At 67.9% G+C, this 25,353-nt stretch carries 21 protein-coding genes and 1 pseudogene; 18 read left to right on the top strand and 4 right to left on the bottom strand.

The features are described from left to right. Positions 1 to 208: 208 nt before the first annotated feature. The 14 genes from OG371_RS36920 (at position 209) to OG371_RS36855 (ending at position 11,841) form a co-directional block, all read left to right on the top strand. Positions 209 to 1,975: a ParB/RepB/Spo0J family partition protein gene (locus tag OG371_RS36920; protein ID WP_329060516.1), complete on the top strand. Its 1,767-nt coding sequence runs from the start codon at positions 209 to 211 to the stop codon at positions 1,973 to 1,975. A 353-nt stretch (positions 1,976 to 2,328) separates the two neighbouring features. Then, positions 2,329 to 2,922, top strand: coding sequence for a hypothetical protein (locus OG371_RS36915; RefSeq protein ID WP_329060514.1), 594 nt, complete (start codon positions 2,329 to 2,331; stop codon positions 2,920 to 2,922). A gap of 323 nt (positions 2,923 to 3,245) precedes the next feature. After that, the gene (locus OG371_RS36910; protein ID WP_329060512.1) at positions 3,246 to 3,491 is read left to right on the top strand and encodes a hypothetical protein; all 246 of its coding nucleotides are present in this window, start codon (positions 3,246 to 3,248) and stop codon (positions 3,489 to 3,491) included. Further along, positions 3,488 to 3,826: a hypothetical protein gene (locus OG371_RS36905; RefSeq protein WP_329060510.1), complete on the top strand. Its 339-nt coding sequence runs from the start codon at positions 3,488 to 3,490 to the stop codon at positions 3,824 to 3,826. Before OG371_RS36910 ends, OG371_RS36905 begins: the two co-directional genes overlap by 4 nt. 151 nt (positions 3,827 to 3,977) lie before the next feature. Beyond that, positions 3,978 to 4,964 (top strand): bifunctional DNA primase/polymerase, encoded by a 987-nt coding sequence (locus OG371_RS36900; protein WP_329060508.1) that lies wholly within the window; start codon positions 3,978 to 3,980, stop codon positions 4,962 to 4,964. Positions 4,965 to 5,221: 257 nt separating this feature from the next. After that, positions 5,222 to 5,680: a hypothetical protein gene (locus tag OG371_RS36895; RefSeq protein ID WP_329060506.1), complete on the top strand. Its 459-nt coding sequence runs from the start codon at positions 5,222 to 5,224 to the stop codon at positions 5,678 to 5,680. 1 nt (position 5,681) lies between these two features. After that, on the top strand, positions 5,682 to 5,900 hold the full coding sequence (locus OG371_RS36890) for a hypothetical protein (protein ID WP_329060504.1): 219 nt from the start codon (positions 5,682 to 5,684) through the stop codon (positions 5,898 to 5,900). Positions 5,901 to 5,945: 45 nt separating this feature from the next. Continuing rightward, positions 5,946 to 6,302, top strand: coding sequence for a hypothetical protein (locus OG371_RS36885; protein ID WP_329060503.1), 357 nt, complete (start codon positions 5,946 to 5,948; stop codon positions 6,300 to 6,302). Between the two features lie 53 nt (positions 6,303 to 6,355). Further along, the gene (locus OG371_RS36880) at positions 6,356 to 7,390 is read left to right on the top strand and encodes a DUF4192 domain-containing protein (RefSeq protein ID WP_329060501.1); all 1,035 of its coding nucleotides are present in this window, start codon (positions 6,356 to 6,358) and stop codon (positions 7,388 to 7,390) included. 365 nt (positions 7,391 to 7,755) lie between these two features. After that, positions 7,756 to 8,793, top strand: coding sequence for a DUF4192 domain-containing protein (locus OG371_RS36875; protein WP_329060499.1), 1,038 nt, complete (start codon positions 7,756 to 7,758; stop codon positions 8,791 to 8,793). A 213-nt stretch (positions 8,794 to 9,006) separates the two neighbouring features. Further along, positions 9,007 to 9,405, top strand: a complete 399-nt coding sequence (locus tag OG371_RS36870; RefSeq protein ID WP_329060497.1) for a hypothetical protein — start codon at positions 9,007 to 9,009, stop codon at positions 9,403 to 9,405. A gap of 295 nt (positions 9,406 to 9,700) precedes the next feature. Then, positions 9,701 to 10,189, top strand: a complete 489-nt coding sequence (locus OG371_RS36865; RefSeq protein ID WP_329060495.1) for a single-stranded DNA-binding protein — start codon at positions 9,701 to 9,703, stop codon at positions 10,187 to 10,189. Positions 10,190 to 10,354: 165 nt separating this feature from the next. Beyond that, positions 10,355 to 11,185, top strand: a complete 831-nt coding sequence (locus OG371_RS36860) for a hypothetical protein (RefSeq protein ID WP_329060494.1) — start codon at positions 10,355 to 10,357, stop codon at positions 11,183 to 11,185. Positions 11,186 to 11,370: 185 nt separating this feature from the next. Then, a complete protein-coding gene (locus OG371_RS36855; RefSeq protein WP_329060491.1) occupies positions 11,371 to 11,841 on the top strand; it encodes a hypothetical protein in 471 nt (156 codons plus the stop codon). Positions 11,842 to 11,906: 65 nt separating this feature from the next. Here the strand turns inward: OG371_RS36855 and OG371_RS36850 are convergent, their stop codons facing one another. Beyond that, positions 11,907 to 12,512 (bottom strand): hypothetical protein, encoded by a 606-nt coding sequence (locus OG371_RS36850; protein ID WP_329060489.1) that lies wholly within the window; start codon positions 12,510 to 12,512, stop codon positions 11,907 to 11,909. A 797-nt stretch (positions 12,513 to 13,309) separates the two neighbouring features. On the opposite strand from OG371_RS36850, the gene OG371_RS36845 reads away from it, so the two are divergent. Both OG371_RS36845 and mobF read left to right on the top strand, forming a co-directional pair. After that, a complete protein-coding gene (locus OG371_RS36845) occupies positions 13,310 to 14,458 on the top strand; it encodes a hypothetical protein (protein ID WP_329060487.1) in 1,149 nt (382 codons plus the stop codon). A gap of 524 nt (positions 14,459 to 14,982) precedes the next feature. Next, a complete protein-coding gene (mobF, locus tag OG371_RS36840; RefSeq protein WP_329060485.1) occupies positions 14,983 to 20,106 on the top strand; it encodes a MobF family relaxase in 5,124 nt (1,707 codons plus the stop codon). Positions 20,107 to 20,294: 188 nt separating this feature from the next. On the opposite strand, the gene OG371_RS36835 is transcribed toward mobF, so the two are convergent. Continuing rightward, a complete protein-coding gene (locus OG371_RS36835) occupies positions 20,295 to 20,723 on the bottom strand; it encodes a histone-like nucleoid-structuring protein Lsr2 (RefSeq protein WP_329060484.1) in 429 nt (142 codons plus the stop codon). 84 nt (positions 20,724 to 20,807) lie between these two features. Here OG371_RS36835 and OG371_RS36830 point away from each other — a divergent pair. Together OG371_RS36830 and OG371_RS36825 are read left to right on the top strand one after the other, a co-directional pair. Beyond that, positions 20,808 to 21,681: pseudogene (locus OG371_RS36830) on the top strand (IS5 family transposase). Between the two features lie 448 nt (positions 21,682 to 22,129). Beyond that, entirely contained in the window at positions 22,130 to 22,699 is a 570-nt protein-coding gene (locus OG371_RS36825; protein ID WP_329060482.1) for a hypothetical protein, read from the top strand. A gap of 182 nt (positions 22,700 to 22,881) precedes the next feature. Here OG371_RS36825 and OG371_RS36820 read toward each other — a convergent pair whose 3' ends face one another. Both OG371_RS36820 and OG371_RS36815 read right to left on the bottom strand, forming a co-directional pair. Next, a complete protein-coding gene (locus OG371_RS36820; protein WP_329060480.1) occupies positions 22,882 to 23,481 on the bottom strand; it encodes a hypothetical protein in 600 nt (199 codons plus the stop codon). Further along, positions 23,478 to 25,322 carry a type IV secretory system conjugative DNA transfer family protein gene (locus tag OG371_RS36815; RefSeq protein ID WP_329060478.1) on the bottom strand — a complete coding sequence of 615 codons (1,845 nt, stop codon included), beginning with the start codon at positions 25,320 to 25,322 and terminating at the stop codon, positions 23,478 to 23,480. Before OG371_RS36815 ends, OG371_RS36820 begins: the two co-directional genes overlap by 4 nt. Positions 25,323 to 25,353 lie beyond the last annotated feature (31 nt).

The raw sequence follows: 25,353 nt of genomic DNA, 5'->3' as shown, positions 1-25,353 counted from the left end.
GCCACCCGGGAGGCCGGTCCGCCCGAGGGCGTTCCGGCCGCCCGGCGGCGGTCCACGCCGGCTGGCCGAGGCCACCGTCGGGCCCGGGCACCCGCGGCCCCGCTGGGGCGAGTGCGTCCCGCCCGGGACACCGCGCCTCGCCCCGCCTCCGGATCGGAACGGTCACGGACGTGGCGGACGCGGGTTTCCCACTCTGTGGAGGCATTCGATGACCGTCACGGTCGAGTCCACTCACCCGCAGCACGAACACACCGCGCCCGTCGAGGTCGATCCCGCTGCCGCCGACCACGATCCGGCGATCATTCCGGAACAGGCCGACGCTCCGGCCGACGCTCAGCCCATCAGCGCCGAAGAACGGGCCGCCGAGATCGACACCATCGTCCACGCCGATCCCAACGACGTCGTCATCCAGAACAACGTCCGCACCCACGGTCTGGAACTGGACAAGAAGACCGTCGCGAACTACCAGAATCGCGGAATCCGCTCCGCGATCAACGGGTTCCGCCGCGAGGACGGAGTCATCGTCGTCACCGAGGGACAGCTCCGGGTGCTGCACGCACGCGAGGCCGGCACCACCGTCCCGGTGTGGATGAAGCACCCGCCCTCTGAGGACGACCAGGCCGCGGAGATCAAGCGCGTCTTCGACCAGCTCGACGAGAACGACCACCGGCGGAACCTGACTCACCGGGACGTCGCCGACGCCCACCAGTACCTACTGGACCTCGGCGTGTCCCCGGCCAAGATCGCCAGGGAGCGCGGAAAGTCCCGCCGCGAGATCCAGGCGTCGGTGGAGCTGGCCGCCTCCGAACTGACGGTGAAGGCTGCCGACCGCTATGGCCTGGATCTGCTGCAGGCAGCGGAAATCGCCTGGTTCGAACAGCAGGGCCTGCTGGAGAACGTCAAGGAACTGATCCTCACCGCGGTCGAGCACCCGAACAACTTCAAGGCGCTCGCCCAGCGCCGTCGCAACGACCACGCCGAGGACCTCGCGACGCGCGAGCTCACTGAGGCGGTCACCACGGAACTGACCGCGGCCGGCGTGCCCATCCTCGACCAGTCGACCAGGAAGTACGAGGGCGATGCCCGCCCCCTCGATCTCCTGCGGCCGACCCCGGAGGCCGATCGCGGTACGGAACTCACCGCTGATTCACACAACGGTTGTCCTGGTCATGCGGCGTGGATCGTCAAGGAGGACGTGGACGACGGACCCGCGGACGGTCCTGGTTTCATGGTGACAGCGCGCTATGCCTGCACCGACTTCCGAAAGCACGGACACGCGCTCTGGGACGCTCCTGCGGGGAAGGTCGAGCACTCTGGCAGCTCTTCGCCGAACAACAAGGGCCAGTCCCCAGCTGATCAGCAGGCGCGCGAGGCCGCGCGGATGATCCGGAAATGGGTCAGGGAGAACAACAAGGACTGGGACGCCGCCGCCGAGACACGTCGCGAGTGGTTGAAAGAATTCGTCAATCGTCGTCGCGCACCCGAGGGCGCGCAGACCTGGCTGGCCGTGCAGAAGGCCCGCGGGGACCGTGCGCTCCGTTCCTCGATGGAACGTGGACACCGCCTTGCCGCCGAGCTTCTGGGGCAGGCAAACCTGGCGGACTATGCGGCAAAACTCTCGGGCGCCAAAGCAACCATTTTCGACATCTTCCTGACCCTGACGGCGTACGAGAGTCGGCTCCGCCGCGAAGCCTGGCGGACGCCGGACAGCACGGAATCCGACTACATGCAGACCGTGATCCGGTGGGGGCACAAAGCGCACGACGTCGAGCTCAAAGTGATCACCCCGGAACGCGAGGAAGACGTGGTGCACGTCGGCCGGTCAGGTCACCTCGGCGATGGTTCTGCGCCGAAGTCGGCCGACGAAACGACCGGCGATTCGGCTGACCACGAGGATGCCACCGACGAGAACGATCCCTCGTCGGCCGAGCCTGATCTCGACGACGAGCCGGTCAGCGCCGGAATGGCCGACTGACTCAGTTCCCGCCTGCTTGCCCACGCGCGGGCGGTGGCCATCACCATCTCGATCGCCGCCCGCGCGCTGGACCGGGCGACAGCACTTTCCCCAGCCGCACTCCTCGGCTCATTCGCATCAGGATCCCAGGACTGATCTTTGACGTTCAGGCCGGGGATTGTGTCTGCCACGCAACAGATGCGCCTCGAACTCCTCGACCGCGAGGCGCCGGCCTGCGCTTCCGCGGGATCTCCGGCAACAGCACGTTGGCGAGATCCTGCGCCCGCAGCGCGCGGGTCTGAGCCAGCGCCGAACGGTCGAACCGACAAGGTCCGGCGGTGCGCCGAATAACCTGACCTGGAAGGAATCCTGTCATGTTCGACACGACGACCCAGTCGTTGCAAGAGCTGCTCGACGACACCAACAACGCCGTCGGCGGCATTCTGGCGTGCCTGGAATGGGCCGAGGACGAGATTCAGGCTGCAATGCGACGCCACCCCGACGCCGAGGACACGCTCTGGCACTCCAACATACTGTTGTGTCCCACCGACCATCTCCGCCTCACCACCGAGTGGGTGTTCCGTTCCCACTGCCGCGAGTTGCTTGAACGGGTCGCCAGCGGCGACGACACCCGGCCGGCCACCGACGCCGAGATCTGCTGCGCGACTCTCGTAATCGCCACTCGCATCCCGATCCGCAGCGCCGCATTCGGGATGCAAATGCGCTTGTGGCACAGGGCTTTTCCCGGAAAAGAGGTCATGCAGGCTGATAAAATCGCCCACTACGAGGCACTCTTCGGCAACGAAATGCTCGACCTCGAACGGGAGGCTCGCGCAAAGCTGGCCGTCCAGAACCGGTCTCTCGGGGCAGTCACCTGCGCCGGCGTGCACCACGGCGTCAAGGTCGACTGCACTTACGCACTCCTGCCAACCGTTGGCCGTTCGGACACGGCAACGCAGACGGGGTGAAGGCCGGCCGGCGCGGCGGGGCTGTCGGTCTGCTCGGTGGGGCGCTCGCACCGAGCGGGGCCGGCACCACCCGCTGATTCCTCCTGGGACGCCTTGCCCGAGAACGCCAGCCAGTGGCGCCGGGGCCGGCTCCTAGTTTCCTACCTGCCTATCACGGCCCGGCGGTCTTGCGCTCACTTCGGGCAGCCCGTCGAGTCGTCCGGACCCCTAGGAGGGCTCATGCCCTACGACCTCGACGCCGGCAACCAACTCCATGCCCTTGAACCGTCGAACCGCTACCGGGTGGACCGCCGACTCGTCCGTCCCGAGGGAAGGTGCAGCTGATGACCCTCTCGACGATCTGGGAAAACGCGGACCACACGACCGTAGCTGTCGATCTGTATACCGCCGATGAGGCGCTGGACCAGCTCGGCGGTGAGCCTGAAATCGACGGAGAGATCGTTCTGGCGATCGGTGGAGACTCGGGCGGCTACTTCGGCTTGGAGGGCAAATCCGCGAACATCCGGCTGATCCTCCTGCGGGCACTCGATCTGCTTGCCTTCTATGACGAAAACGGGGTGACACCGTGACGAACCAGAATGGGGCGCAGGACGAGAACCAGAAGGACGTCGTGCCACATCACGCGAGCCCGACATCGGCTGGCACCGACGAGACGCATACCGAGTTCATCACCATCCGCGAGTTCACTCCCTACTTTATCAAGCGCGGGCTCACCCTCATCGAAGCCGTGGCGCTCTGGGATGAGCTAGAGGGAGGCGATATCACCGCCTGCGGGGCAGCACGGCCGGTCATCCGTGTCCACTGCGGCGTGACCTACGAACTCATATTCGAGCGAAGCCCCACCAGCAACGATGAGGCAGTGGTTGCCATAACTGTCCGGAACGCCGACGACCGGCCCCGGTGACGCTCTGGCCCCAAAACGAGCATCGCAGCGGTCCACACAGGACTGATCTTGTGTGCGACGTCAGCCGCCACTCGCACCAGCAATGCTACGACGCCGGAGATCTCCTACCCGGGCGACCGGCAAATTACCCTGGATGAACGGGGAGATGACCATGACCACATCACACCTCGCCGACATCGCGCACCGACACAGCGCAAGCAGCCGCGCTTGGCGACACCGGCCCGCGCCGAACCTGATGGGTGTCGCCCTTTCCGCTGCCCGGCAAGGAATGCACGTACTGCCGCTCTGGCCACGCTCGAAGGTGCCGTGCCTGCACGGCGAGCACTCCTGCGGGCGCACTGACGCATGCGCCGAAGGCCATCGCGGCTGGGAGCAGCGCGCCACGATCGACCCCGACCTGATCCGCTACTGGTGGGGCGCCATCCCGACCTGCAACGTCGGCATCGCCTGCGGGCCCAGCAATCTCTACGTCATCGACCTCGACACGGGCCATGGCGAGGATCCGCCGGAGGAGTGGCCCGGGGCGCGGCACGGCCGGGACGTTCTGTCCCGTCTGGCCGAGCGGGCCGGCCAGCCCTGCCCTGTCAACACCTACACCGTCCGCACTCCCGGCCCGGGCACGCACCTGTACTACTACGTGAGCAGCGACAGCACGTTGCGGAACACCGTCGCCCGCGCCGGATGGTGCATCGACAGCCGCGGCCGCGGCGGGTTCATCGTGGCGGCCGGCTCGGTGTGCCGCGGCGGCACGTACACGGTCGCCCACCGTGCGCCGATCGCGCCGCTGCCGCAATGGATGGTGCCGCTCTTCACCTCGCCCGAGCCACCGCGCGAGCCTGCCACATTCGGCGATGTCCGGCCGCTCTCGGATGCCCGCCGACAGCGCTACCTCGACACCGTGGCCGCCACCGTCGCCAACGCCGCCCCGAAAACCGCGCACAACACTCTCGTCAGCGCTGCGTACACCCTCGGGCGACTGGTCGGCGGCGGCGCTTTCACCGACGACGAAGCCCGGGCCAGCTTGCACATCGCCGCTCAGCAGCGGCGCATCCCGATGCGCGAGGCCGACGACGCCATTACGTCCGGCTTGGCCAAAGGGAGCATGAGCCAGCGCACGCTGCCCGACCGCACCATCTGAACGGCCGCAGGCACGCACCACGCAAAACCGGCATCTACACAGAGGTTGCGCGCACGGCGCCGCCCTTGGTCGCTGGGCCGCAACACTCTGCATCGCCGATCGGGTGGATATCCAGCAAAAAGCGCTGGACATCCACCCGCCGGCGATGACGAGCGCACCTCACCGACCAGGGCCGGCACCACGCGTTCAGACACGCGGACGCGGGCCCGCCCGGGTCGGTCACACCACAACCCCATCCTGAATGGAGAGAGCTGGATATGTTCGACGGCAACGAAAACATGTTCACCACGACCGCCGCCCAGGAAGGTTCCGCACTGTCCGCCGATGAGCTGCGAGACAAGCTCGCAGCCCTCCAAGCAGCGCACGAGGCATTCCGGAAGCAGGTGCGCGACCGCGCCATCCAGGGTCATCACGATGGCGAATGGGACATGGACAGCCTCAACACCACGCTGGAGCACCTCGACCTCGCCACGTACGAGCCGAAGCGCCTGGTACGTAGCCAGCTCCGTCTCGAGGTCGTGCTCGAAGCCGACACCGACGACGCGGACCACGCCTGGAGGGTCCTCCAGGACCTGGAAGACCTGAGCGCTCGGCAGGCTTTCCAGGAAGTCATCGCCAACGTCGTTCAGGCCCACCTCACCGGAGACCTGGCCGTCACGTCATCAGGGGGCGCGCTCAGTGCGATCGTCGGATACCCGCGCGTAGAGGTCGCTTGAGATGACGTCGACGCCCCAGGAACTGCGCGAGCGGGCCACGAGCTGCCGTGTTCGGGCCCAAGACGCAAGCCCGGCACGTGCCCAGCAATTGCGTGAATGCGCCCGGATCTTTCTGCAGCAAGCTCGACGGCTAGCGCTATTCGAGCACAGCAAGGAGATCGGCCGCATGAACGTGACCACGGCCAGCTTCCGTGAATACCTGCGTACTCAACGCCACTGAGATTCCCAAGCAACGCGTATCCCGAGAATGAGAGAGGACGTCACGATGACCACCGAGATCCAGCGCCTGCAGAACGAGATCGCCGCGGCCGAGACCGAGCACAACGCCTACCGGGACCAGGTCCGCACCGAAGTTCTCACGCAGCACTTCGAGGGCACCTGGTGCCTGCCTGGAACCCAGGACGTACTGGCGGACTTGAACCTCCGGCCTATCACGATGGCCTACCAAGGATACGCATCCCTGCGAGTCGTGATCACCAACGTCGCCGACGCGGCCAGTGTGGAGGAAGCCGAGGCGCGGGTCGCCGAAGCGCTCGACATCGTCAACTCCGACCCGTCGGTCACGATCACCTTCGACGGCGTAGATCCCCAACTGGACAAGAAGCAACACGACGACCGCTGATCCGGAAGCGCGTTGCATTACACCTCACCTCCACCGTCCGGAAAGGACTCAGCATGCCGGTCATCATCTCCAGCACCAGCGAACTGATCGCCTCCATCCCCGCCCTGTTCAAATTCGTACCGCGCGACTCACTGGTGCTGGTCTCGATCGTGGCCCAGCTCGATGCCCCGCCCGCGCCCAGCCCGGCGATGCGCGTTGATCTTGCCGCAGCCGAGCAGGACCCTGCCTCCAGTATCAACCCTTGGTTGACCCAACTGTCCGATCTTCCCGTCCTCGCGGTTACCGGGATCGTGGTCTGCCACCGCACGGAAGAGCAGGATTCCTTGCCCGTACGTAGCACAGTGGACACCATCCTCGAGATCCTGCGCCAGCACGGCGTGCCCTCGCTGGAGGTCGTCCACCTACCGGAATTCGCCGCGGGCGCTCGCTGGCGCTCTTATGTCGACGTCGATCGCACGGGCATCCTGCCCGATCCCACCACGACCGTCGCCGCGGCCACGAACACGTTCGCGGGGTTCACCGTGGCCGCGAGCCGTGAAGACCTCGCCGCGCGCTACACCTCCGCCAGCGACGCTGACCGCGACCGGCTCCGTCCGCTGATCGCCGCAGCAATCCGCCAATCCGAGCAGGACCAGTCACAGCCGGCGGCCGCGCAGGACCGCATCGCCCGAGCCGACGCTGCCGTCCGCGCATCGGAGCGCGGGGTTCTGCCCGACGACGACTTGGTCATCGCTGATCTGGCGGCCACTTTCACCACCCTTGAGTTCCGTGACGCGATGCTCGTCGAGGCGGAGAACGAACCCAGCGCCGGCGCCGAGCGCCTGGCTCTGCACCTCTGGCGGCTGACGCCAGAACCTGCTGCCAGCCACTTGATCGCGATCATCGCCGTGCACACCTACCGCCACGGCGACGGTGCGGGTGCACGCATCGCGCTCGAGGCTGCTCGGACAGGGACGCCTCTGGTTCGCTTGCTCAGCGCGTGTTTCGCCCGGGGCATTGACCCTGTCTTGTTCAGCCAGTTTATGCACGAAACGAGCCAGGAGGCTCGCGAGCACCTCACCACCGGTGCACGGCGTTCTGACGCCTAGCAGCAGTTGCGCGTCCCGTGGCGGTGCTGCCTGGGGGATCCTGCCAACCCGCGCGCAAGAACGACAGGAAGTCGCGCGGGAATTCGGGGATCTGTCCGCCTAGCTCAGGAGGCCCGATGTCCTTTACAACACCGACGTCATCTACCGCCAGTGACCAGTACGAGCGTGCGGCCGGCCTCGTCCGCACCATGCTCGGCGGCGTCGAACTCAGCTCACCGCCGGAACGACAGGTTGAGCCGTCCGCGCGCCCGGCGAGCGCAGGTCCATCTCGAACTCAGCCAGATCCTCATGTCCGCCCACGAGTGCGTCGTTCGAACCGGCTGACCGCCCCGTCCAGCTCACGAACAGATTGAAAGGGGAAAACAATGCACAACCCCAACCAGCCGACGAACGAGCATCTGTTCGCTGCCCTGCCCGCGTTCATCGGCTACTACCCTTCGGAAGCGTTGGTCCTCGTCGCCGTGACAGCCGCCGACGATGACAAATACCTGATCGGGAACGTCATGGTGCAGGATCTGACGACCATGGCCGCTGAGCCGACCAGCTCGGCTCACGCATTCCTCCAGGCATTCGGAAACGAGCCCATCCTGAAGGTCATCGGCATCATCGTCACAGATCGCCCGCACGATCTGGCGGACCTTCCGTTGCGCCTACAGGTCAACGACTTCACCAGTGCCTGCCGCACAGCAAGCCGCCAGAGCATCGAATTCGCCTATCTGCCACGGTTCTCCGCCGGCGCCACGTGGATCGGCTATTGCCACGCGGAGTGCCGCGGCACCCTCTCTGACCCGGCGACGTCCGCTTCTGCCCTCTCTCTGGCACTCGAGGGCTATCAGATCCACGAGAACCGCGACGCGCTGGCGGCGTTGTTCGCGCGCGCTCCGGAATCCGAGCGCGCCGGGATCGAGCGGCTCGTCGCGGCGGCCGCCACCGCCGTCCGCGCTGAAGACCGGGCTGGTGACGTCATCGCGCTGCGAACACGTCTGGGACGCCTCGATTCCGCAATCAGCAATGCGCGTGAAGGAGCCCTGCCCCACTCCGATGAGCACCTCGCCGATCTCATCAGCGCGTTCGCCAGTTATCACATCTCCATGGCGCTGATCACGGTCGCCGACCAGACCAACTACGCAGCCCCGGCCGGGAACCTGTTGCTGCACCTGCTCCGGCTGGCACCCACCGCAGAAGGCCGGCAGATCGCCGCCGTGCTGGCCGCCGTGTCGTACGTCCGCGGAGACGGAACCTGGGCCCGGCTCGCCGCGGAGGCGATCAACCCTCCTGCCAACCTCAGCTCCCTGATCATGGAGGGTCTGCACGCCGGCGCGCCACACGCCGAGACGGCAAGCGTGCTTCTCGACCACGCGCACAACGCACGCCGAACGCTCATGAACAGTGCTCAGACCTAACCGACTATGCGGGCCTAGCCGACCGATCGCGTCGGCTAGGCCCGCCGAACCGTTGGCAGGCCTAGGTTCCGTCGCACCGGCCACGATCCTGCGGCTTCAGATTCCACGAGACGTGTCACGCTGACACCGCTGTTCGACGGCAGCGTCGCAGCCCTTCACAACTCCGCAAAGTCCATACAGGACTGTCCAGTTTCACCCGATGTCACGGAGCGGGTGATCGACCCGGACAGCGCGGGCGGTGCCGCGATCATCGACCTGCTCGCCCGCGTCAAGGAGGTGGAGGACAGCGGCGGCGAATGGGGCGCTGACTGTCTCCAGCAGCTCTACGCGTGGCTCACTGGCGTCAGCATCAACCCCGTGGGGACGTTCGACGACGCGGTGCGCGCGATGAGAGCGACTGCCGAGTCGCACGGCGCCATGCGCTTGCCCGGGTTCGTCGTCCGCGTTGCGTCCGGGCAACCAGATGCCGCCGCGGTCCTCACCACCGCGCTCACCGTGCTGGCCCGGCAGCTCGGTGACCACGCCACCGCCGTCCTGGCCACCCGCGACGGCGACGTGCTGGCCCGGTTCGGCCCGCTCGACAGTCCGGACCGCACCGACGCGGGAACCTGACCCAGGTCGTCGCCGGTCCACCGCCGGCGGTGACGGGTTCCTCGGCGGCCCCCGCGGGCCGTGGCGCGTGGATCGCCCAGAGGTAAGCACACCCCGCCCGGGCCCCCAGCGGCCCCGGAGCCCCGGCCGCATCCGGCGCGGGTGAACCGGCCCTGCGGTTGCGCGCGTCGCTGCCCGTCGGGCGCGAGCCGGTTCACGCCGGCCGGACGAGCCGGTCCGGGGCTCGCGGGCCCGGACGGGGCGTGCTGAGGCTGCGCCGCGTTCCACACACCACCAGCCCACAAGGGAGGCCACCATGGCCGGAGAGCCCAACGTCACCATCGTCGGCAACCTCACCGCGGACCCGGAACTGAGGTTCACCCAGAACGGACACGCGGTCGCGAACTTCACCGTCGCGTGCAACCCGCGCACCCTCGATCGCCAGTCGGGTGAGTGGAAGGACGGCGAGACGCTGTTCATGCGCTGCAACATCTGGCGTCAGCCCGCGGAAAACATGGTCGAGTCGCTCCGGCGGGGCCAGCGCGTGATTGTCCAGGGTCGACTGGGGATGCGGTCCTTCGAGACCAGGGAAGGCGAGAAGCGCACGGTCGTCGAACTCGAGGTCGACGAGATCGGCCCTTCGCTCCGCTACGCCACCGCGACGGTCACCAAGGCGGTACGCGACTCGGTCCCGCAGCAGCAGCAGCCGGCCGCGAGTCCCGATGGCGACCTGTGGGGCCCCGCTCCCGCCGCTACGGGTGATCTCGTCACCGCCGGTGGAGGCGGCGACAACCCGCCGTTCTGATCCACCGAACCCGGTGTCCGGTCGGCACTTCCCCGCCGACCGGGCACCGCCCCGGGGCCGGTGGGTTCGGCGACAGGCCCCGTCGCCGAACCCACCAGCCTTCTTCGTGCTGCCGTGCGCCGAGCCCGCACCTGGCCCTGCGCCCACGCCGGAAGGAGCCTGGCCGTGCCACGCTCGCACCCCGACCTCGTATCGGTCCTGTCCCACGTCCGCCGCGTCGACCGCGCCAACAACCGCCTCGGGCTCACCTCGTTCCACGAGATGAGCGACGGAAGCGCCCGAACCCTCGCCCGCCGCCGGCACCGCAGCACGTCCCGCGACGTCGACACGCTCCTCGACGAAGGTGCTGTGTTCTACGACCCGTCGGGACGGCGCTGGCCCGCGCTGCTGCCCGCGTCCTACGCCACCCTCGACGCGGCCGAGCGGCTGCTCGCCGACTACCTCGGGACCTACCTGCTCCACCACGCCCGCCGCGGCGCCGTACCGGAGTGGCTCCACCTCCCCGTCGACGAACTCCCGTCCGACCGCTACGCCGCTGAACGGTGGTATGCGGTCACCGAATCCGGCGTGCCCTACGTCGTGCCCGACCGCGGTAACAGCGGAACCGGCCCGGTCTCCATCTGGCACGACGGGCATCTGGTGTCCGTGCGCACACGACACCGGCTCGACACCGACACCTGCCCATCGTGTGCCGACCCAGCTCGTCGCCGGACCTACCTCCCGCCCGCGCTGTGGCGGACGCCCGACGTCACCGGCCGACCCCGACTCGCCCCGCTGGACCCGCGCCGCGGCCGGTTCCACGCCATCTTCTCCGGCGGCCCGGATCACCCCAGCCGCCGAATGACCGCGGAGGTCTCCCGTCTCAGCGCGTCGAACATGTGGACGCCCTACGAGCGCGTGGCCTTCGCCGCCACCGGCGACTGGCTCGGCGCCTTCGACCGGTGGCGCACCGACGCCACCGGCTACCGCCGCCCGATCACCGGCACGCCGCGATGACCCAGACGACCCCTTCCAGAACACGCCCACGCCACCGCCACCGACCTCGGCCTGCACAGCAGTCCCGCGCCCCGGACGGCTCGCACCGGCAGCGGCGCGACCCGACCCGCGGCGGCCGCGGGCGCGGGCGCCGCCGCGGGGAAAAATCACCCTTTGTGGGGCTGCTCTCCCTCTACGCTGGAATCATGCCCAGGAACCCGTACCGCATCACTGCGGCCGGCCTGATCGGGTCAGCCGCCCTCGGCGTCTACCTGTCCACGGTGCCGCTCGGCCTGGTCGCGATGATCGGGGTCGCGGCCCTCAACCCGTCGATGCTGCTCACCATCCCCTTCTACGCCGGGGCCGGTGCTCTCTCCGGCGTGATCGTCGCCTGGCTCACCCGACCCCCACGGACGACCGGGCCGAGCCTGCGCCGTCGCCGGTTCGCCATCGCGGGCGCCCTCACGTTGCCGTTCGCGATCTTCGTCGGCCAGCTCGACGTCATCATCCGCGACTCGGCCGCGGGACCGCGCCTCGGTGGATTGATCTTCTTCTGCGGCGCCGCCGGCGTCGTGACCTACTACCTGCTCCGTCGTAGCAATACGTTGCGGGAACTGCGGCGACGGGCCGATGCCGCGCAGTCCTCGCCGCCGGCCCGCGTCACCACCCGCGGCTGACAGCCGTACCGATCGAGAGGGGTGGGTGAGCGCTGCGCGCTCACCCACCCCTCTCGTCATGCTGGTCACGCCATGCCAGTGCCGTCCGGAGGCCACCCAGGCGCCACATCCGCTCTGGACCCCGGCACGTCGTCGGACACGCTGCCCGCGTCCCGCGCCGCGGGCTCGCCATCTCCACCATCACGTGGCGGCGAACTGTCCGGTGGTGACTCCGGCGGGCGCAGCCGGGCCAGGGCGTTCACCTCGCGTGCAGAGATCCCGAGCAGCTCCGCAGTGCCGTCCAGTTCGACGCCGGCATCCCTGATCGTGCGGACCGCCTCGCCCATCATCGCGCGCCACTCCTCCACCTCGGCCGCCGAGGACGCGGCGGCTTCCGCCCGGGCGCCCTCCGCCTCAACCAGTGCCGCCGCGCGCGCCCGGTCGAGTTCTTCCAGGCGGCGCACCAGCCGCTCGTCCACCTTCGCGTGCCGCTCCGCCCGGTGTTCGTGCGCCGCCTCCACGCCCGCTGCCGCTGCCGCGAACGGGCCCAGCGCCTCTTTGACACGACGCTCGTTATCCCGCGCCTGGGCCAGCCGCTCCACGTGCGCCTGACGCAGCGCCTCCAGCTTCGCGACTTCCGCGCTCGAGCGCCTCCGCCGCCTGCGACCCGCGCCTCCTCCAGCTGACGCCATGACTACCTCCCGCACACCAGGGAGGGCTGTGTTCGTCCGCGAGGCTACCGGCTCGTCCAGATCATCGCGCGCAGCGCGACAGCCGGGGTGTGGCCGGCCGCGGACAAGCCGGGCCGGCCACACCAGCTCCGCCACTGTGAAGGCCCCACGCGCGAAGGCGTGAAGCGCATCGCCGCCGAAGCAGCGGCCCGCCAAAGCCACGGTGGCGTCACCGCCGCGCGCCGAAGGTCAACGAAACCCATCACGCGACGGTACGTATCAGCGTAGCCGGGCGGCAGCGCGGCCGTCCGCCGCTGCTCGGGGCCTGGTTTTCCAGCGCACCCGCGGAGGGCACCCCAGGTTGCCAGGTCGCGTCCGCGGCGGAGGAGGGGCCCCGAAATTGTATCGGCCGATGCCCCAAATACAAGGCCACCCCAATATTCTTTTGACTAAAAGCGTGTCAAAACAATATTAAGGCCCCGACCTTGTATTCGGGTCCCCTTTTCGGCCTTGGTCAGGCATTAGGGGCAGGCCGGGGGCCTGCCCCGGGAGCTTCGGGGCCCCTCCTCCGCCACTCAGCACGCGGTCACCCCTACAGCACAAAACCGCAGCTCAGGACGCTGGTCAACCTTCCAGTCCCGGAAAATCACCCAGTCGAACGCTCGAAATACCACTCGAAATTATGACCGAAAAAGTCATGACGAATACCGCGAATTGATTGAATTAGCCTTTGTAGCTTACTAGTATTGATCACGTAAGGCAGGCGGGGCGCCAACCCCAAAAGCCTCATCCGAAATCAACGAAGAGGAATACTTCCAATGAAGAAAACCTTCGACGACGTAGTGGCAGCATTGCAGGCCGGACGCGAGCGGACGGCGCTCACCGCGCTGCGCTCGATGGTCGAGCACCAGAGCGACGCACCACAGCGGCTCCTGATGACCTGCGCGCACCTGCTCAGGGCCAGCGACCCCACCAGCGGTGACACCGTGGTTCGCGTCCGTGCGATCCAGGCCGAAGTGGACAAGCTCAGCGACGACGAACGTCGCCTCTTCCACGCGTGCGTCTACTCGACCGAGACCCGTGCCGACCTCGTGACCGACCCGAACGAGCTGGCCGCACTGCTCCGCGGCCAACCCGCACCCATCGGCAAGGCGCGTCGGTCCGTGCGCTGGCTCACCGCACGGACCGACAGCTACGAACGCGAAGCCGTCAAGATCTGCGAAACGCTGCTCACCAACCCGTCCGCGACGCACCCTCTGATCGTGGACGCCATCCAGCAGTCCTACCAGATCTGGCCGAACCTCGATGGCCCGTACCGAGCGCTGGTCATGTCCTGTGTCTACGTCAGCCGCGAGCGCGCCGAAATCGCGAACCAGCGCCGCGCGGCGCGAACCCGGCAGAACGAAGCCGAGACCGGCGACATCCACCGATGCGGCAATTGCGACGGCAATCTCTCCATGGCACCCGACATGCCGTTCTGCTCCAGCACGTGCCGACACGAAGCCGCGACGTTCGAAGGCCCGCAGCCGACCAACCAACCGGCACCCCCGCCAGCCGCGCCGGTCGCGCACTACCACGAGCCCGCCGAGCAGCGCGCGCGCCGGTCGGTCGTGCGCCGCCCCATCGAAATTCAGTATGACGAGCGGCGCCACGAAATCGTCCCGGACATCCCGATGACCGGCCGCGCCCGAAAAGACGACGCCGTCGCCGACCGCTACGACGAGAACCCCGGAGTGGCGCAAGAGATCAAGGAAACCCCCGACAAGACGTGGCTGAAGGAAGAGTACGAATTCGAAGCCCGCACCATGCGCCCGCTCGCGACGCCTGACGCCCTGTGCATCTCGTGCAACCTCGAACGCACACCCGCCGAGTACCGCGCCGAACCGACCGGCCGGTGCGACATGTGCGCCGAAGTCGGCGCGGCGTCGCTCAACCCGGAGTGGCGCTCCGAGCTGATCGCAGCCTGACCACGCGGTGGGCTCGCGCTTCGGCGCGGACCCATCTTCCGCCCCGCACACTCCGTTAGAGGAACTCCCGTGATCACGTAGAGCACGACCGCAGCGAAAAGGCGGCCGCCGGTCCTTCGACCGGCGGCCGCCTTTTGTCGTGTCCAGGGCCCTGACCGCCTCCCCCACCCGCCTCCCCATCCAGCGCGGTGCCGGTCCCATGGTCACGCGTCGCCCGGGCATGCCGGCCGCGTGGGCTGGCGCGCGCCGACGCCGGTCATCGTGCTCGCGCGGTGCCGGCGCGTGCCGCGCCGGCACCGCGCGGGCGCAAGCCGCCGACACCTCACCCCGCACACGCCTCCCACCTCCACACCATCCCGCCTCCACAGCCCGCGCCCTCACCACCCTGCCCCGCTCACCCCGCCGCCACCCTCACCCCCTCCACCCTCACCTCTGCCCAGCCCACCATCCACACAGGACGTCTTGCAGAGCGTCTGAACCAGGTGGGCGGAACTCGTTTTCCGGCGTAGCCTGAACCGGTAGTGATGGGCTTGCGGAAGCTGAGCCCTGGTGGTCATGAGTACCTCACGAACGCGGTCGCGTGTCACGACCGCCGGCTCGAACCCGGCGAGCTGCTGAGTGACTACTACCTCTCCCATGGGTACCCGGCAGGCGAATGGTACGGCGCCGGTGCGCAGGATTTAGGACTCACCGGCGAGATCACCCCTGCGCAGATGCAGGCCCTGTTCGGCGAAGGCCGGCACCCCGACGCCGACGCCATCGAGGCCGAGATGATCGCCGACGGCGCCACCCCGGCCGAGGCGTTGAAGGCAACGCGCCTCGGCCGGAGCTTCCCGAAGTACAGCGCGCTCGATCACCTGCGCAGCCAGACCGCGCAGGCGTACAAGGACTACAACCTCGAGCACGGCCGCCCGATCGGTGCGCCCATCGACGCCGAGGTCCGCCGGACACTGCGGCGGGCGGTGCAGGAGAAGGCTTGCCGCGAGGACACCAAGGCGAAAGGGCCGCTCAATGAGAAGGCCTTCGCCACGTGGCTGGCCGCCCAGGAACGGACCCTCAAGTCCGCGGTGTCCGGCTACGAGATGGTCTTCGCACCGGACAAGTCAGTGTCGGTCGCGTGGGCGATGGCTGCCCCCGCCGAGCGGGAACTGATCGCGAACCTCGTCCGCCAGGCCACACGCGACACCCTGTCCTATGTGGAACGCAACCTCGCCTACACCCGGCGCGGGAACATGGGCGAGGCCCAAGTCGACGTCGACGGGATCACCGCCGCGCTGTTCGAGCACTGGGACTCCCGCGCCGGCGACCCGCACTTCCACATCCACGCCCTCATCGCCGCGAAGGCCCGCCGCTCCGACGACAAGGAATGGACCACGCTCGACGGGCGCACCATCCTCGCCGGCGGTGTCACCGCGTCGCAGTATTTCGACTCCCGCACCCGTGACCTGTTCCGTGAACACGGAGCCCGCTGGTCGCAACGGGCGTCCGAAGGGATCGACCACACCCGCAAGATCTGGCAGCTCGCCGATGTTCCCCTCACCCTGGTGAAGGGCTTCTCCCAACGGACACGGCAGTTCGAGACCGCCCGCGCCCGCCGGATCGTGGAGTTCCGGACGCTGCACGGGAAAGAGCCCACGCCGAAGGAGATCTTCGCGATCGACCGAGCCGCGAAGCTCGACGGCCGACCCGGGAAACAGCCTCCCAAGTCCCTCGCTGAGCACACCGCTGTCTGGCGGTCATTCGCCGAAACCCTCGTCCCCGCGGGACTCCTGGGCACCCTCGGCCGCCGAACCTTCACCGCTTCCCCGGCTCTGGATGCAGAAGACCAGCAGGCCGACCTCGCGGTACTGGCCGCCTCGACCCTGGCAGTGGTGTCGGAGAAATACGCGCACTTCTCCCGCTGGAACCTCGAATCCGAGGCACACGCCCAGACCGCGCACCTCACCATCCCCGCCGCGGCCCGTGAGAAGTTCGTCGCCGACGTCGTCGACACCATCCTCGCCTCACGCGACACCCTCGCGCTCCAGGGCATGACCCTGGTCGCGGAGCCACCCTTCACGCGCCGCCGCAGCGGCGAATCGGTGTTCCACGAACACCACTCCACTCGCTACACCACTGTCCGCACGCTGGCCGAAGAGGGCGATCTGGTCGCCTGGGCGCACCGCCGTGGCGGCCACCAGATCAGCGAACGCGGCGTCCGCAAGGCCTTGCGCGGCGCGAAACTCAATACCGGCCAGCAGCGGATGGTCACCCAGTTCGCCCGCTCCGGGCGTCGGCTGCAACTGGCCCTGGCCCCGGCGGGGACGGGAAAGACCGCGGCGATGGCCGTGTTCGCCACGGCCTGGCGCTCCTCCGGGGGCCGGGTGTACGCGTTCGGGCCGTCCGCGCGCGCCGCGCAGGAACTCGGCGCCTCAATCGACGCGCGACCACACACCCTGCACCAGTTGCCCACCGCGATCCAGCTCGGGTTCGCCGAGCGCATGTTCCCGATGCAGCAAGGCGATCTCCTCATTGTTGACGAAGCCGCGATGGCCGGCACCCACACCCTCCACGCCGCCGTCAAGTACGCGCTCGACCACGGTGCCGACGTCCGCCTGATCGGCGATGACCGGCAACTCGCCGCCGTCGAGGCGGGCGGCGCGATCCGGCTCATCGCCCACGACGTCGGCGCCATCCGGTTCCACCAAGTCGTCCGTTTCAAGGGCCCCGACCGCTACAAACAGGCCAACGCCTCGCTGAAGATCCGTGAGGGCGACCCCCGCGGCCTCACCTACTACCTCGAGAACGGCTTGGTCCGCGGCGGGTCGATCGACACTATGCGCGACGCCGCCTTGCACGCGTGGCGGGCCGACCTGCGCGAGGGCACGGAGTCACTGCTGATCGTGCCCACCAACGTCGACACCGTGGCGCTCAACCTCGAAGCCCGGGAGTTACGCCTTCGCCGCCGTAGCACGCCTCGTGGCCACGAGGCCGAGCTGCACGACGGTACGGCCGCGAGCATCGGAGATCTCGTGGTGACCCGGCATAACCGCCGTCGGCTCACCCTGTTCGGGGGAAAAGACTTCGTCAAGAACGGCGACACCTGGCGGGTGGTCAAGGTCAGCCCTGCCGGCCAACTGACCGTGCACCATGAGAACCACGGCGGCCGGATCACACTGCCGCCGCGCTACGCCCGTACCTACGTCGAGCTCGCCTACGCCACGACCATCAACAGGGTCCAGGGCATGACCAGCAAGGGAAACGCGCACCTCCTCGTGCCCCCGACCATGACGCGGGAGCAGTTCTACCCGGGCGTCACCCGCGCGATGTGGCGGAACTTCATCTACGTCGTCACCCACCACCACGTCATCGACCTGCATCAGGAAACACCCGAACCAGCGAAGCCGAAGGACGTTCTGACCGGAGTTCTCCAGCACTCCGAAGCCGAAGTCTCCGCCACCGAGACGCTGCGCGACAACCTGAGCAAGGAGGAGAACCTCGGCACACTGGTTCTGCGCTACAACTACACCGCGACCTATCGTGACGACGACACCTACCGTGCCGCGCTCCAGCGCCACGCACCCGAAACCCTCGACCACGACAGCGAAGCCGCCCTCATCCAAACCCTGCGCAACGCCAACGACCTGGGCTGGCAGGCCGACACCCTCATCCCCGCCGCCCGCGGGAAGAACCCCATCATCAAGGCCAAAGACCCCGGCGCCGTCCTGCACCAGCGCATCACCGACCACATCAAGCAGCACGACCTGCCCCTCGTCGCCGGCGACCCGGCAGCGTCCGACGTCACCCGGTGGCGCGGGATCTTCGACGCGATCGCCCCCGACGCGGCTGTCGAAGACCGCCGTTGGAACCGCGTGTGGACGCGAGCCAGTGGCGCCATGGCCCTCGGATTCGACGCCGACTTGATCATCACCCGTGTCGCCCACCAGCTCGCGGCCCGCCACAAGGAACGACCACCAGACCCGATGCCCGACCACCGCTGGACCGAAGCCGCCCTCGTCCATGAAATCGGGCTACGCGCCGACCGCGGTGAAGCTCACACTCGTGCCCTGCCCTGGCAGGCCCGTCCGAACTTCCGCACCGCCCGCGAGCACGACGGCGCCGTGCCCTACCTCCACCACATGAACGAGGCCATCCGTGACCGGATCGAGAACCTCCGAGCCGACGCCATCCGCACCCCACCCGAGTGGGCAAGTAGCCTCGGCCCGCGCCCCGACAATCCCATTGCCGCACAGGAATGGGACGAGCTTGTCGGGCTCGCCGCCGCCTACCGCGAAACCTTCCGCGTCCGAGGCTCGGATCCGGGTCTCCCGATCGGCCCCGACCCGGAAAGCCACGGCGCCCGCGCGCATGCCTGGGGCGACATCTCCTGCCGCTGGAACGCGCTCGTTTCGGGACGGAAACCACCAGACGGCAAGCCATACTCGAGCTCCAGGAGCGGAACCCAGTCCCGCACGAGCACCAGCAAACGCGACCAGGTCTTGGACTACCTCGACACGACCGACCACGCCGGGGTCGACCCGCTGCGCACCCTTGTCGCCCAGTACAACGCGATCGCCCGAGCCGGCGACACCGAGCGGTTCCTCGACCTGATTGCCCGATACGTTCCCGCAGCCGTAAACCGCGGCGCCGAACAGTCCTTGCTGTTCGCACTCGCTGACGCTCAAGACCAGGGCTGGCAGGCCGATCGCCTCCTCCGAGCGGTCACCCGCGGGAACACCTTCACCTGGGCCCACGACCCCGACGTCGCACTGATCAGCGCATTGCGGAACTACCGTGCGGACCGTCGGCCGCCCGCGCGGACTGCCACCCCGGCCACCGCAGACGTCGCTTCGTGGCGGGTCATCGTGGGCCATCATCTCCCCGACGCTCCGATCGACACCGACGCATGGAACGTGGTTTGGCGGCACGCCGCGGCCGCAGCAGCCCTGCGCATCGACGTCGACCCTGCGCTCGACCACGCTGCAAGCGCTCTCGCCCAATCGCGCGATCCCGGCACGGATGTCGCCGTGCGGGCCGCGCACCTTTTGGTAGCTGAGCTAACACGCCGGCATCGGACCGGTGAAGGCCACCACCGGGCACTTCCCTGGCTCGCGGCTGCTGACATCGGCGCCCCTGGTGATCACCAACAACGCATGGACAAGCTCACCAGCATCAACGACAAGATCCACAGCCGGTTGGCCGATCTCCGCGAAAGCACCATCGCCACCCTGCCGTCTTGGGCGGCGGCCGCAGGCCCAGCCCCCGACGACCCGGTCCTCGCCGCCCGCTGGACCGACTTGATCGGCGACGCGGCGGCATACCGTGAGACCTATCGGATCCACACCAACGACCCCGCAGCCCCACTCGGCGACCGGCCCCCAGGAAACGGAGCCAAAGCCTCGGCATGGCACCAGATCACCGACCGATGGACAACGCACGTCGCAGGCCCGGCTGCGCCGCCAGTCTCGCCCACGGACCAACCTGATCTGAATCGTCGGCTGGACGCGGAGATGGCCAACGGGGCGAAGGCTGTCCGGCTCGATGGTCGTCAGGAGCGAACTCGCACCGACGAGACAAGAACCCTCCGCGAGGCCCAGCCGCTCGATGCCGAGTACAGCACCGAGCGACCGGACGACGACGAGCATCTGCACTCCGGGCACGGATACTGACCCCATCAAGGCGATCGTCAATGGGTTGCCGCCGCCGACACAGACCAGAAGTACTCCGCCGAGATACGTCGCGCGAGCACGCTCCGCTCTGCGCCCAATCGCCGCACCGCGCGCAGCTCAGTCGAAAGAAGGCCGCGGAGCTCCGCCGAAGTGGCAGAGCTCCGCAGGCAGCGGTACCTCGGTGGGAGTCAGGCCTTGGCCACGGCCTTCCTTCGGGGAGCGCGCTTGCGGGCTGCGGCAGTCGTCTTCACCGCGACCACGGGCTCGCGCTGAGCCTCGTCGTAGGCCTTTTCCACCTCAGCCGGCAGCCTGCCACGGTCGGCGACGGCGAACCCGTTCTCCTGCGCCCACCGGCGGATCTCCCTGTTCTTCTCCCTCTCAGCCGCCGTCGGAGCCTTGCGCTCTGCGGCCGACTCGCCCACCGCGAGCCTCACCCTGCGGCCCCCTACCCGGCGTGCGTACGAGACAAACCGCGCCAACGCGTCCCGGAGTTCGGCCGCGTTCTCGTCCGACAGGTCAATCTCGTACTCCACACCGTCCAGTCCGAACGGGACAGTCTGAGTAGCGTCTCCACCATCGAGGTCGTCGACCATCTCGACCAGTACTTTTTGCGCCATGTGCAATGACCTCCGGAAGTCAGAAGCCAGACGACTAGAGCGTGTCTGCTAAAGATCGGTAGGTTGGTGCGGGATGCTCTGTAGGTGTTGCGCGCGGACGAGATTTCTGACGGGTTGTGGGCGTTGATCGCGCCGGTGTTGCCGGCGGGCGGGCATCAGGGACGCCCGTGGAATGACCATCGGTTGACGCTGGAAGGGATCGTCTGGCGCTATCGCACGGGATCTCCGTGGCGGGACGTCCCCGATCATTTCGGGGCGTGGCAGTCGGTCTGGGAGCGGCATCGCCGCTGGTCTGACGATGGAACGTATGTGCGGATGTTCGCCGCGGTGCGGGCGGCTGCTCCCGAGCGTGATGAACAGTTACGCAATCTGCTGTCGATCGATTCCACCATCGCCCGTGCGCATCAGCATTCGGCTGGCGCGCTGCACGATGCCCACGCAGGGGGCTCGATCGAATGACACGAATCTGGCCCGCGAACCAGCCGACCACGCGCTGGGCCGTTCCCGCGGTGGGATGAGCACCAAGATTCACGCACTGACCGACCGGTTCTGCTGTCCGTTGACGGTATTGCTCTCGCCCGGCCAGGCCGGTGACAACCCGTATCTCAAGCCGCTGCTGGCGGCGCATCGGCGAGGTGACACCGAGGCGTTCCGGTTGCTGGCGGACAAGGCGTACTCCCATCCCAGCACCCGCGCTTACTTGCGGGCAAAGAAGATCGCCCACACGATCCCGGAGCGAACCGACCAGGAGAAACGCCGCAAGGCAAAGGGATCAGCCGGTGGACGACCACCCGCGTTCGACGCCGAGACCTACAAGGACCGCAACACCGTCGAACGCGGCTTCGGCCGACTCAAACAGTGGCGCGCTATCGCTACCCGCTACGACAAGTACGCCACCACCTACCTCGGCGGCGTCCTGCTCGCATGCACGCTCATCCACCACCGCGTCCGCAATTAGCAGACACGCTCTAGTCCAGCTGGCTACACGATACCGGATCACGTTGGGGTAGGAACAACGGAATGACGGCAGGAGCTACGGACAACGCCCGAATACCCCACGGCGGGCGAGAGCGTTGACGAGTGATTTCGGCCGTTCCGGTCAGTCTGTCAACTCTGAGCTGAGAACGTCGACGGGTATTTCATGGACTTCGCTGCTACGGCACCCACCGAGGTCCGTTAGCATAGGCAAGATCAAACTCGCCCGAGCGGCCCGACGTTGTTCGGAATCCGAGTGTCACACCCGTTGCGCTAGTGCCTCTGGTTTCACAATACTGGGGCAGGTGTCGACTTCTTACCGACGAGGCAGAACTACTGTCCACTACCCGCACCTCGGGTTACGGCGGCCCGGCTGGGGCTCACGAAACCTCCAGTTTCTCCGGCGACACCACACCGGCGTCACTGTTTTAATGGCAGGCATCGTGCCAACGGTATCCACACTCGCCGCCGTCGCCGAGCACGATCCGATCTTCGCCATCTGCTTGGCAATTGTCACGTTCCCTCTTGCCATCACATTGAACGCCAGGCTACTCGCCGACTTGTTCAGCCTGCCAGCCCAGGTGAACACCCACATCGGACTTCTTGTCCGAAAAGTCGCTGTGACCTGCGCCATCGGTTTCGTTCTCGCGGTGCTGCAAGTCGTCACTGGCGCTGCGAACATCCTGTCGTCCAACGCCTTGAGCCTGACCATTGCCGTACTCGCCGGAGTTGGTGCCTGGCCACACGCGATCGAAGCCCACTACACCGTGCGGCAAAAGCTTCTCCGGCGTACACAACGCCAGGCCACCCGTGGACGAAGCGCAACGCCTCGCAGCATGGTCCAGCTCAACCGTCCCGCGCCACGCTGCGCCGCCCACACAGTGCGACGACGAGTCGCCCGGCCAAGCGCCCCGATGCCCGCATCGGCGTCCTTTCCGCCTGGACGCGTGGATGTTGGTGAACGAAGACTGAGCAACATCCTCAGCAACCTCGACCGCTGACAGGCTCCAACGTCCTTCGATCGCGCCAGCCGTTCCTGCCCCGTTCGTCGCACAAGGGATCTGAGCCGGACGTTAGAGGTGCCTGCTGAGCTTCCCCCTGTAGCCCGGACACCTTGGCGTTGCCCCGTTACGCATCTGCGGATGCCGCAAGATTCCAGGACGGTCGCTGCGCGCCTGGGCCCTCACTGTTCGATGGTGTAGCGGTCCTTCAGACCGCTGGTGCCAACTGGTTTGTGAATGTCGGTGAGGCAGTGGGGGTGTGTCCATTCGGTTGCGAGACGGTCGGCGAAGGCGGGCCGCCAGCGGTCGTGCCAATGCTGGGCGTCGCGGGGGTTGGCGTGTTTGCCGAGGTGTGCTGCGCGCCAGGTGTAGGTGAGGGTGGCGATCTCGGCGAGCAGGCCGGGGTGGTCGAGCCAGCAGTCGGGGATGGCGTGGGCGCGGCTTCCGGGGCGTCCGGTGTAGACCTCGTTGTAGTAGTGGACGAAGTGCGCGATCGTGAACAGGGGCGTTTCGCCCTCGTGCTCGGGATCTTCCGCTGCCGGAGGTGGTGGGAAGGCGAGCCAACGGGCCAGACGCTCGGTGTCGCCGTCTTCGCGGGCTTCGAGCCGGCTGACGCGTTCATGCATCGCCTCGAGCCGTCCTTGGTGCGCTTGAGCGGCAGACCACAGGCGCTCAACCATCGCGTCGATCTCCGCGCGGGAACGCCGAATTCCCGCGTCGTCGTCGAGATCGTCGGCGCCGGATTCGTCGGGCACCGGAACGTCATGCTGGTCGTCGGTCATGCCGCGGCCCGACCAGAGCTGACGGCGGCGAGTTGCTGGTGGGCTGTGCCGGCGCGGATGGCGGCGACGTCGGCTTCCAGCTGGGGCCAGTCGCGGCGTTTCGAGATGTCGCGAGTGCGGCCGAGGATGGGCTTGAGGTTCCCGTGCAGGATGAGGACGCGGCCGCGGTCGAGAGTACGGATGTCCCCGGGCCGGTAGGTGGGGACGGATTCGGTGCCGACCGATCCCCGGCCGGCGGCGAGGAGCCCGTCGCTCTGGTGCTGGTAGGTGCGGCGACGATGCTGGGCGGAAATGGTGGACAGCCATTCCAGCGTCTTGTCGTCCTTCAGACCGGGAAAGACAGACAGCGCAAGGGTATTGTCGATCAGCGTTTGGCGACCGTGCTCGCCATAGAGGTCGTCAAGCTGGGCCCGGGATTGAGCGGACCAGTGGATCACGGCTCCGCGGCCGGCGGAGTCGGAGATCAACCCTGGAAGCCGCGGAATCGGCGTGCCCTCGTAGAGCTCGTCGAGGATCGCGGTCATCGGCGGCACGAGGCGCCGGTGCTCGCTGTGCAGGGCACGATCCTGGGCGGTGGTCAGGATCTGCTCGGCGAACGCGGTCAGGACGGGCCTCGCCTGGGGTGCCTGGTGCTGGCCGGCGATGACGAACACACTGCTGCCGTCCTCGAGGAACGCGTCGATGTCGAACGCCTCGTCCGCGCTGGGCGTGCACAGGTCGCGGATGTCGGGGTTCATGAACGGTTCGATGGCGCGGCGGACGCTCATCCAGACGGCGTCGGAGGTCTCGGCGACCATGCCGATCTCCGAGCGGAGATTGAACGCCAGCTGCGGGAACTCCCGCTGCAGCAGCTGGACGGGTTCCAAGTCGGCAGGCTTCGTGATCGACCAGTTGACGAGGTCGTCGACACTGCGGTGGTGTCGCGCGGCGGCGAGCAGGTAAGCCTGCAGCACGATGGTGGCGCGGCCGCGGAATACCTTGTCGTTGCCGCCCACTCCTTCCAATCCCATCGACGAGGTCTCGATCAGGGTTTCGCCGCGGCGCAACGCGACGGCAGGTGACTCGCACCCGGTGATCGGGCTCCAGCGCACACGGCGCGGCCAGTCGACGCTGCCGGTCATATCGAGCAGCCATGCCGGGCCGCCGTGGGGGCGGCGGGAGCGGGCGAGCAGGCCCCATTCGGCGAGGTCGTCCTTCGTGGTGGAGGCGAAGAGCGCGGCCGGCGCGGCGAGCATCTTGTGCGCCAGGTCGGTGCGGGACTTACCCGAGCGGGTCGGGGCGATCGTCCCGGTCGGTGTTTCCAGCGAGGTGACGAGGCGTTCCCGATGTGGGCCGAGGTGCAGCGGGACCGCGATCTCTTCGATCGGGGCACGCCTTCGCTCGGCTTTGGTGAGGTCGGGCCGGGTCCAGGCGGCGGACTTCCGCGCGGCGGCGGTGGACAGGTTGGTGCGGATCTGGCGGTGGGTGGCGTGGCCGGGTTCGGTGGGGCCGAGGCGCCGCCACGCGGGGATCGAGACGCCGCTGGTGAGACCGGCGGCGACCAGGACGATGGCGGAGAAGTTGACGTAGAAGGCAAGTTCGTGTCCGGACACCCCGTCGGCCCAGGGCTGCGGAAGTGCATGGGCTGGCCGTGCGGGGTCGAGGACGATGTGGCCGGCCACGGGTAGCCAGCCGTGCGTGGGTGGCCATGCCCAGGTGCCGGTGGTCAGGCCGGTGGTGAGGGCCGTCGCGGCGACGAGCGCGGCGGCGAGGCCGACGAGGATGGCGACCGCGCCGACGGCAAGGGCCATGAGGACGACGTCGCGGTCCGTGCCCGCGGCGTCGGTGCGAGTGCGGGACACGGTGGTCCGCTCCCTCCCGGACGAGGAGGAA

Source organism: Amycolatopsis sp. NBC_01480, assembly GCF_036227205.1.
Taxonomy (GTDB): domain Bacteria; phylum Actinomycetota; class Actinomycetes; order Mycobacteriales; family Pseudonocardiaceae; genus Amycolatopsis.
Note: the sequence above shows the minus strand (reverse complement) of the source record. Positions and strands in the feature narration are given on the sequence as shown.

What these genes read in the sequence shown, in the direction of transcription:
- OG371_RS36920 (WP_329060516.1), top strand. Translation starts at nt 209, where the DNA reads ATGACCGTCACGGTCGAGTCCACTCACCCGCAGCACGAACACACCGCG.
- OG371_RS36915 (WP_329060514.1), top strand. Translation starts at nt 2,329, where the DNA reads ATGTTCGACACGACGACCCAGTCGTTGCAAGAGCTGCTCGACGACACC.
- OG371_RS36910 (WP_329060512.1), top strand. Translation starts at nt 3,246, where the DNA reads ATGACCCTCTCGACGATCTGGGAAAACGCGGACCACACGACCGTAGCT.
- OG371_RS36900 (WP_329060508.1), top strand. Translation starts at nt 3,978, where the DNA reads ATGACCACATCACACCTCGCCGACATCGCGCACCGACACAGCGCAAGC.
- OG371_RS36895 (WP_329060506.1), top strand. Translation starts at nt 5,222, where the DNA reads ATGTTCGACGGCAACGAAAACATGTTCACCACGACCGCCGCCCAGGAA.
- OG371_RS36890 (WP_329060504.1), top strand. Translation starts at nt 5,682, where the DNA reads ATGACGTCGACGCCCCAGGAACTGCGCGAGCGGGCCACGAGCTGCCGT.
- OG371_RS36885 (WP_329060503.1), top strand. Translation starts at nt 5,946, where the DNA reads ATGACCACCGAGATCCAGCGCCTGCAGAACGAGATCGCCGCGGCCGAG.
- OG371_RS36880 (WP_329060501.1), top strand. Translation starts at nt 6,356, where the DNA reads ATGCCGGTCATCATCTCCAGCACCAGCGAACTGATCGCCTCCATCCCC.
- OG371_RS36875 (WP_329060499.1), top strand. Translation starts at nt 7,756, where the DNA reads ATGCACAACCCCAACCAGCCGACGAACGAGCATCTGTTCGCTGCCCTG.
- OG371_RS36865 (WP_329060495.1), top strand. Translation starts at nt 9,701, where the DNA reads ATGGCCGGAGAGCCCAACGTCACCATCGTCGGCAACCTCACCGCGGAC.
- OG371_RS36855 (WP_329060491.1), top strand. Translation starts at nt 11,371, where the DNA reads ATGCCCAGGAACCCGTACCGCATCACTGCGGCCGGCCTGATCGGGTCA.
- OG371_RS36850 (WP_329060489.1), bottom strand. Translation starts at nt 12,512, where the DNA reads ATGGCGTCAGCTGGAGGAGGCGCGGGTCGCAGGCGGCGGAGGCGCTCG.
- OG371_RS36845 (WP_329060487.1), top strand. Translation starts at nt 13,310, where the DNA reads ATGAAGAAAACCTTCGACGACGTAGTGGCAGCATTGCAGGCCGGACGC.
- mobF (WP_329060485.1), top strand. Translation starts at nt 14,983, where the DNA reads ATGGGCTTGCGGAAGCTGAGCCCTGGTGGTCATGAGTACCTCACGAAC.
- OG371_RS36835 (WP_329060484.1), bottom strand. Translation starts at nt 20,723, where the DNA reads ATGGCGCAAAAAGTACTGGTCGAGATGGTCGACGACCTCGATGGTGGA.
- OG371_RS36825 (WP_329060482.1), top strand. Translation starts at nt 22,130, where the DNA reads ATGGCAGGCATCGTGCCAACGGTATCCACACTCGCCGCCGTCGCCGAG.
- OG371_RS36820 (WP_329060480.1), bottom strand. Translation starts at nt 23,481, where the DNA reads ATGACCGACGACCAGCATGACGTTCCGGTGCCCGACGAATCCGGCGCC.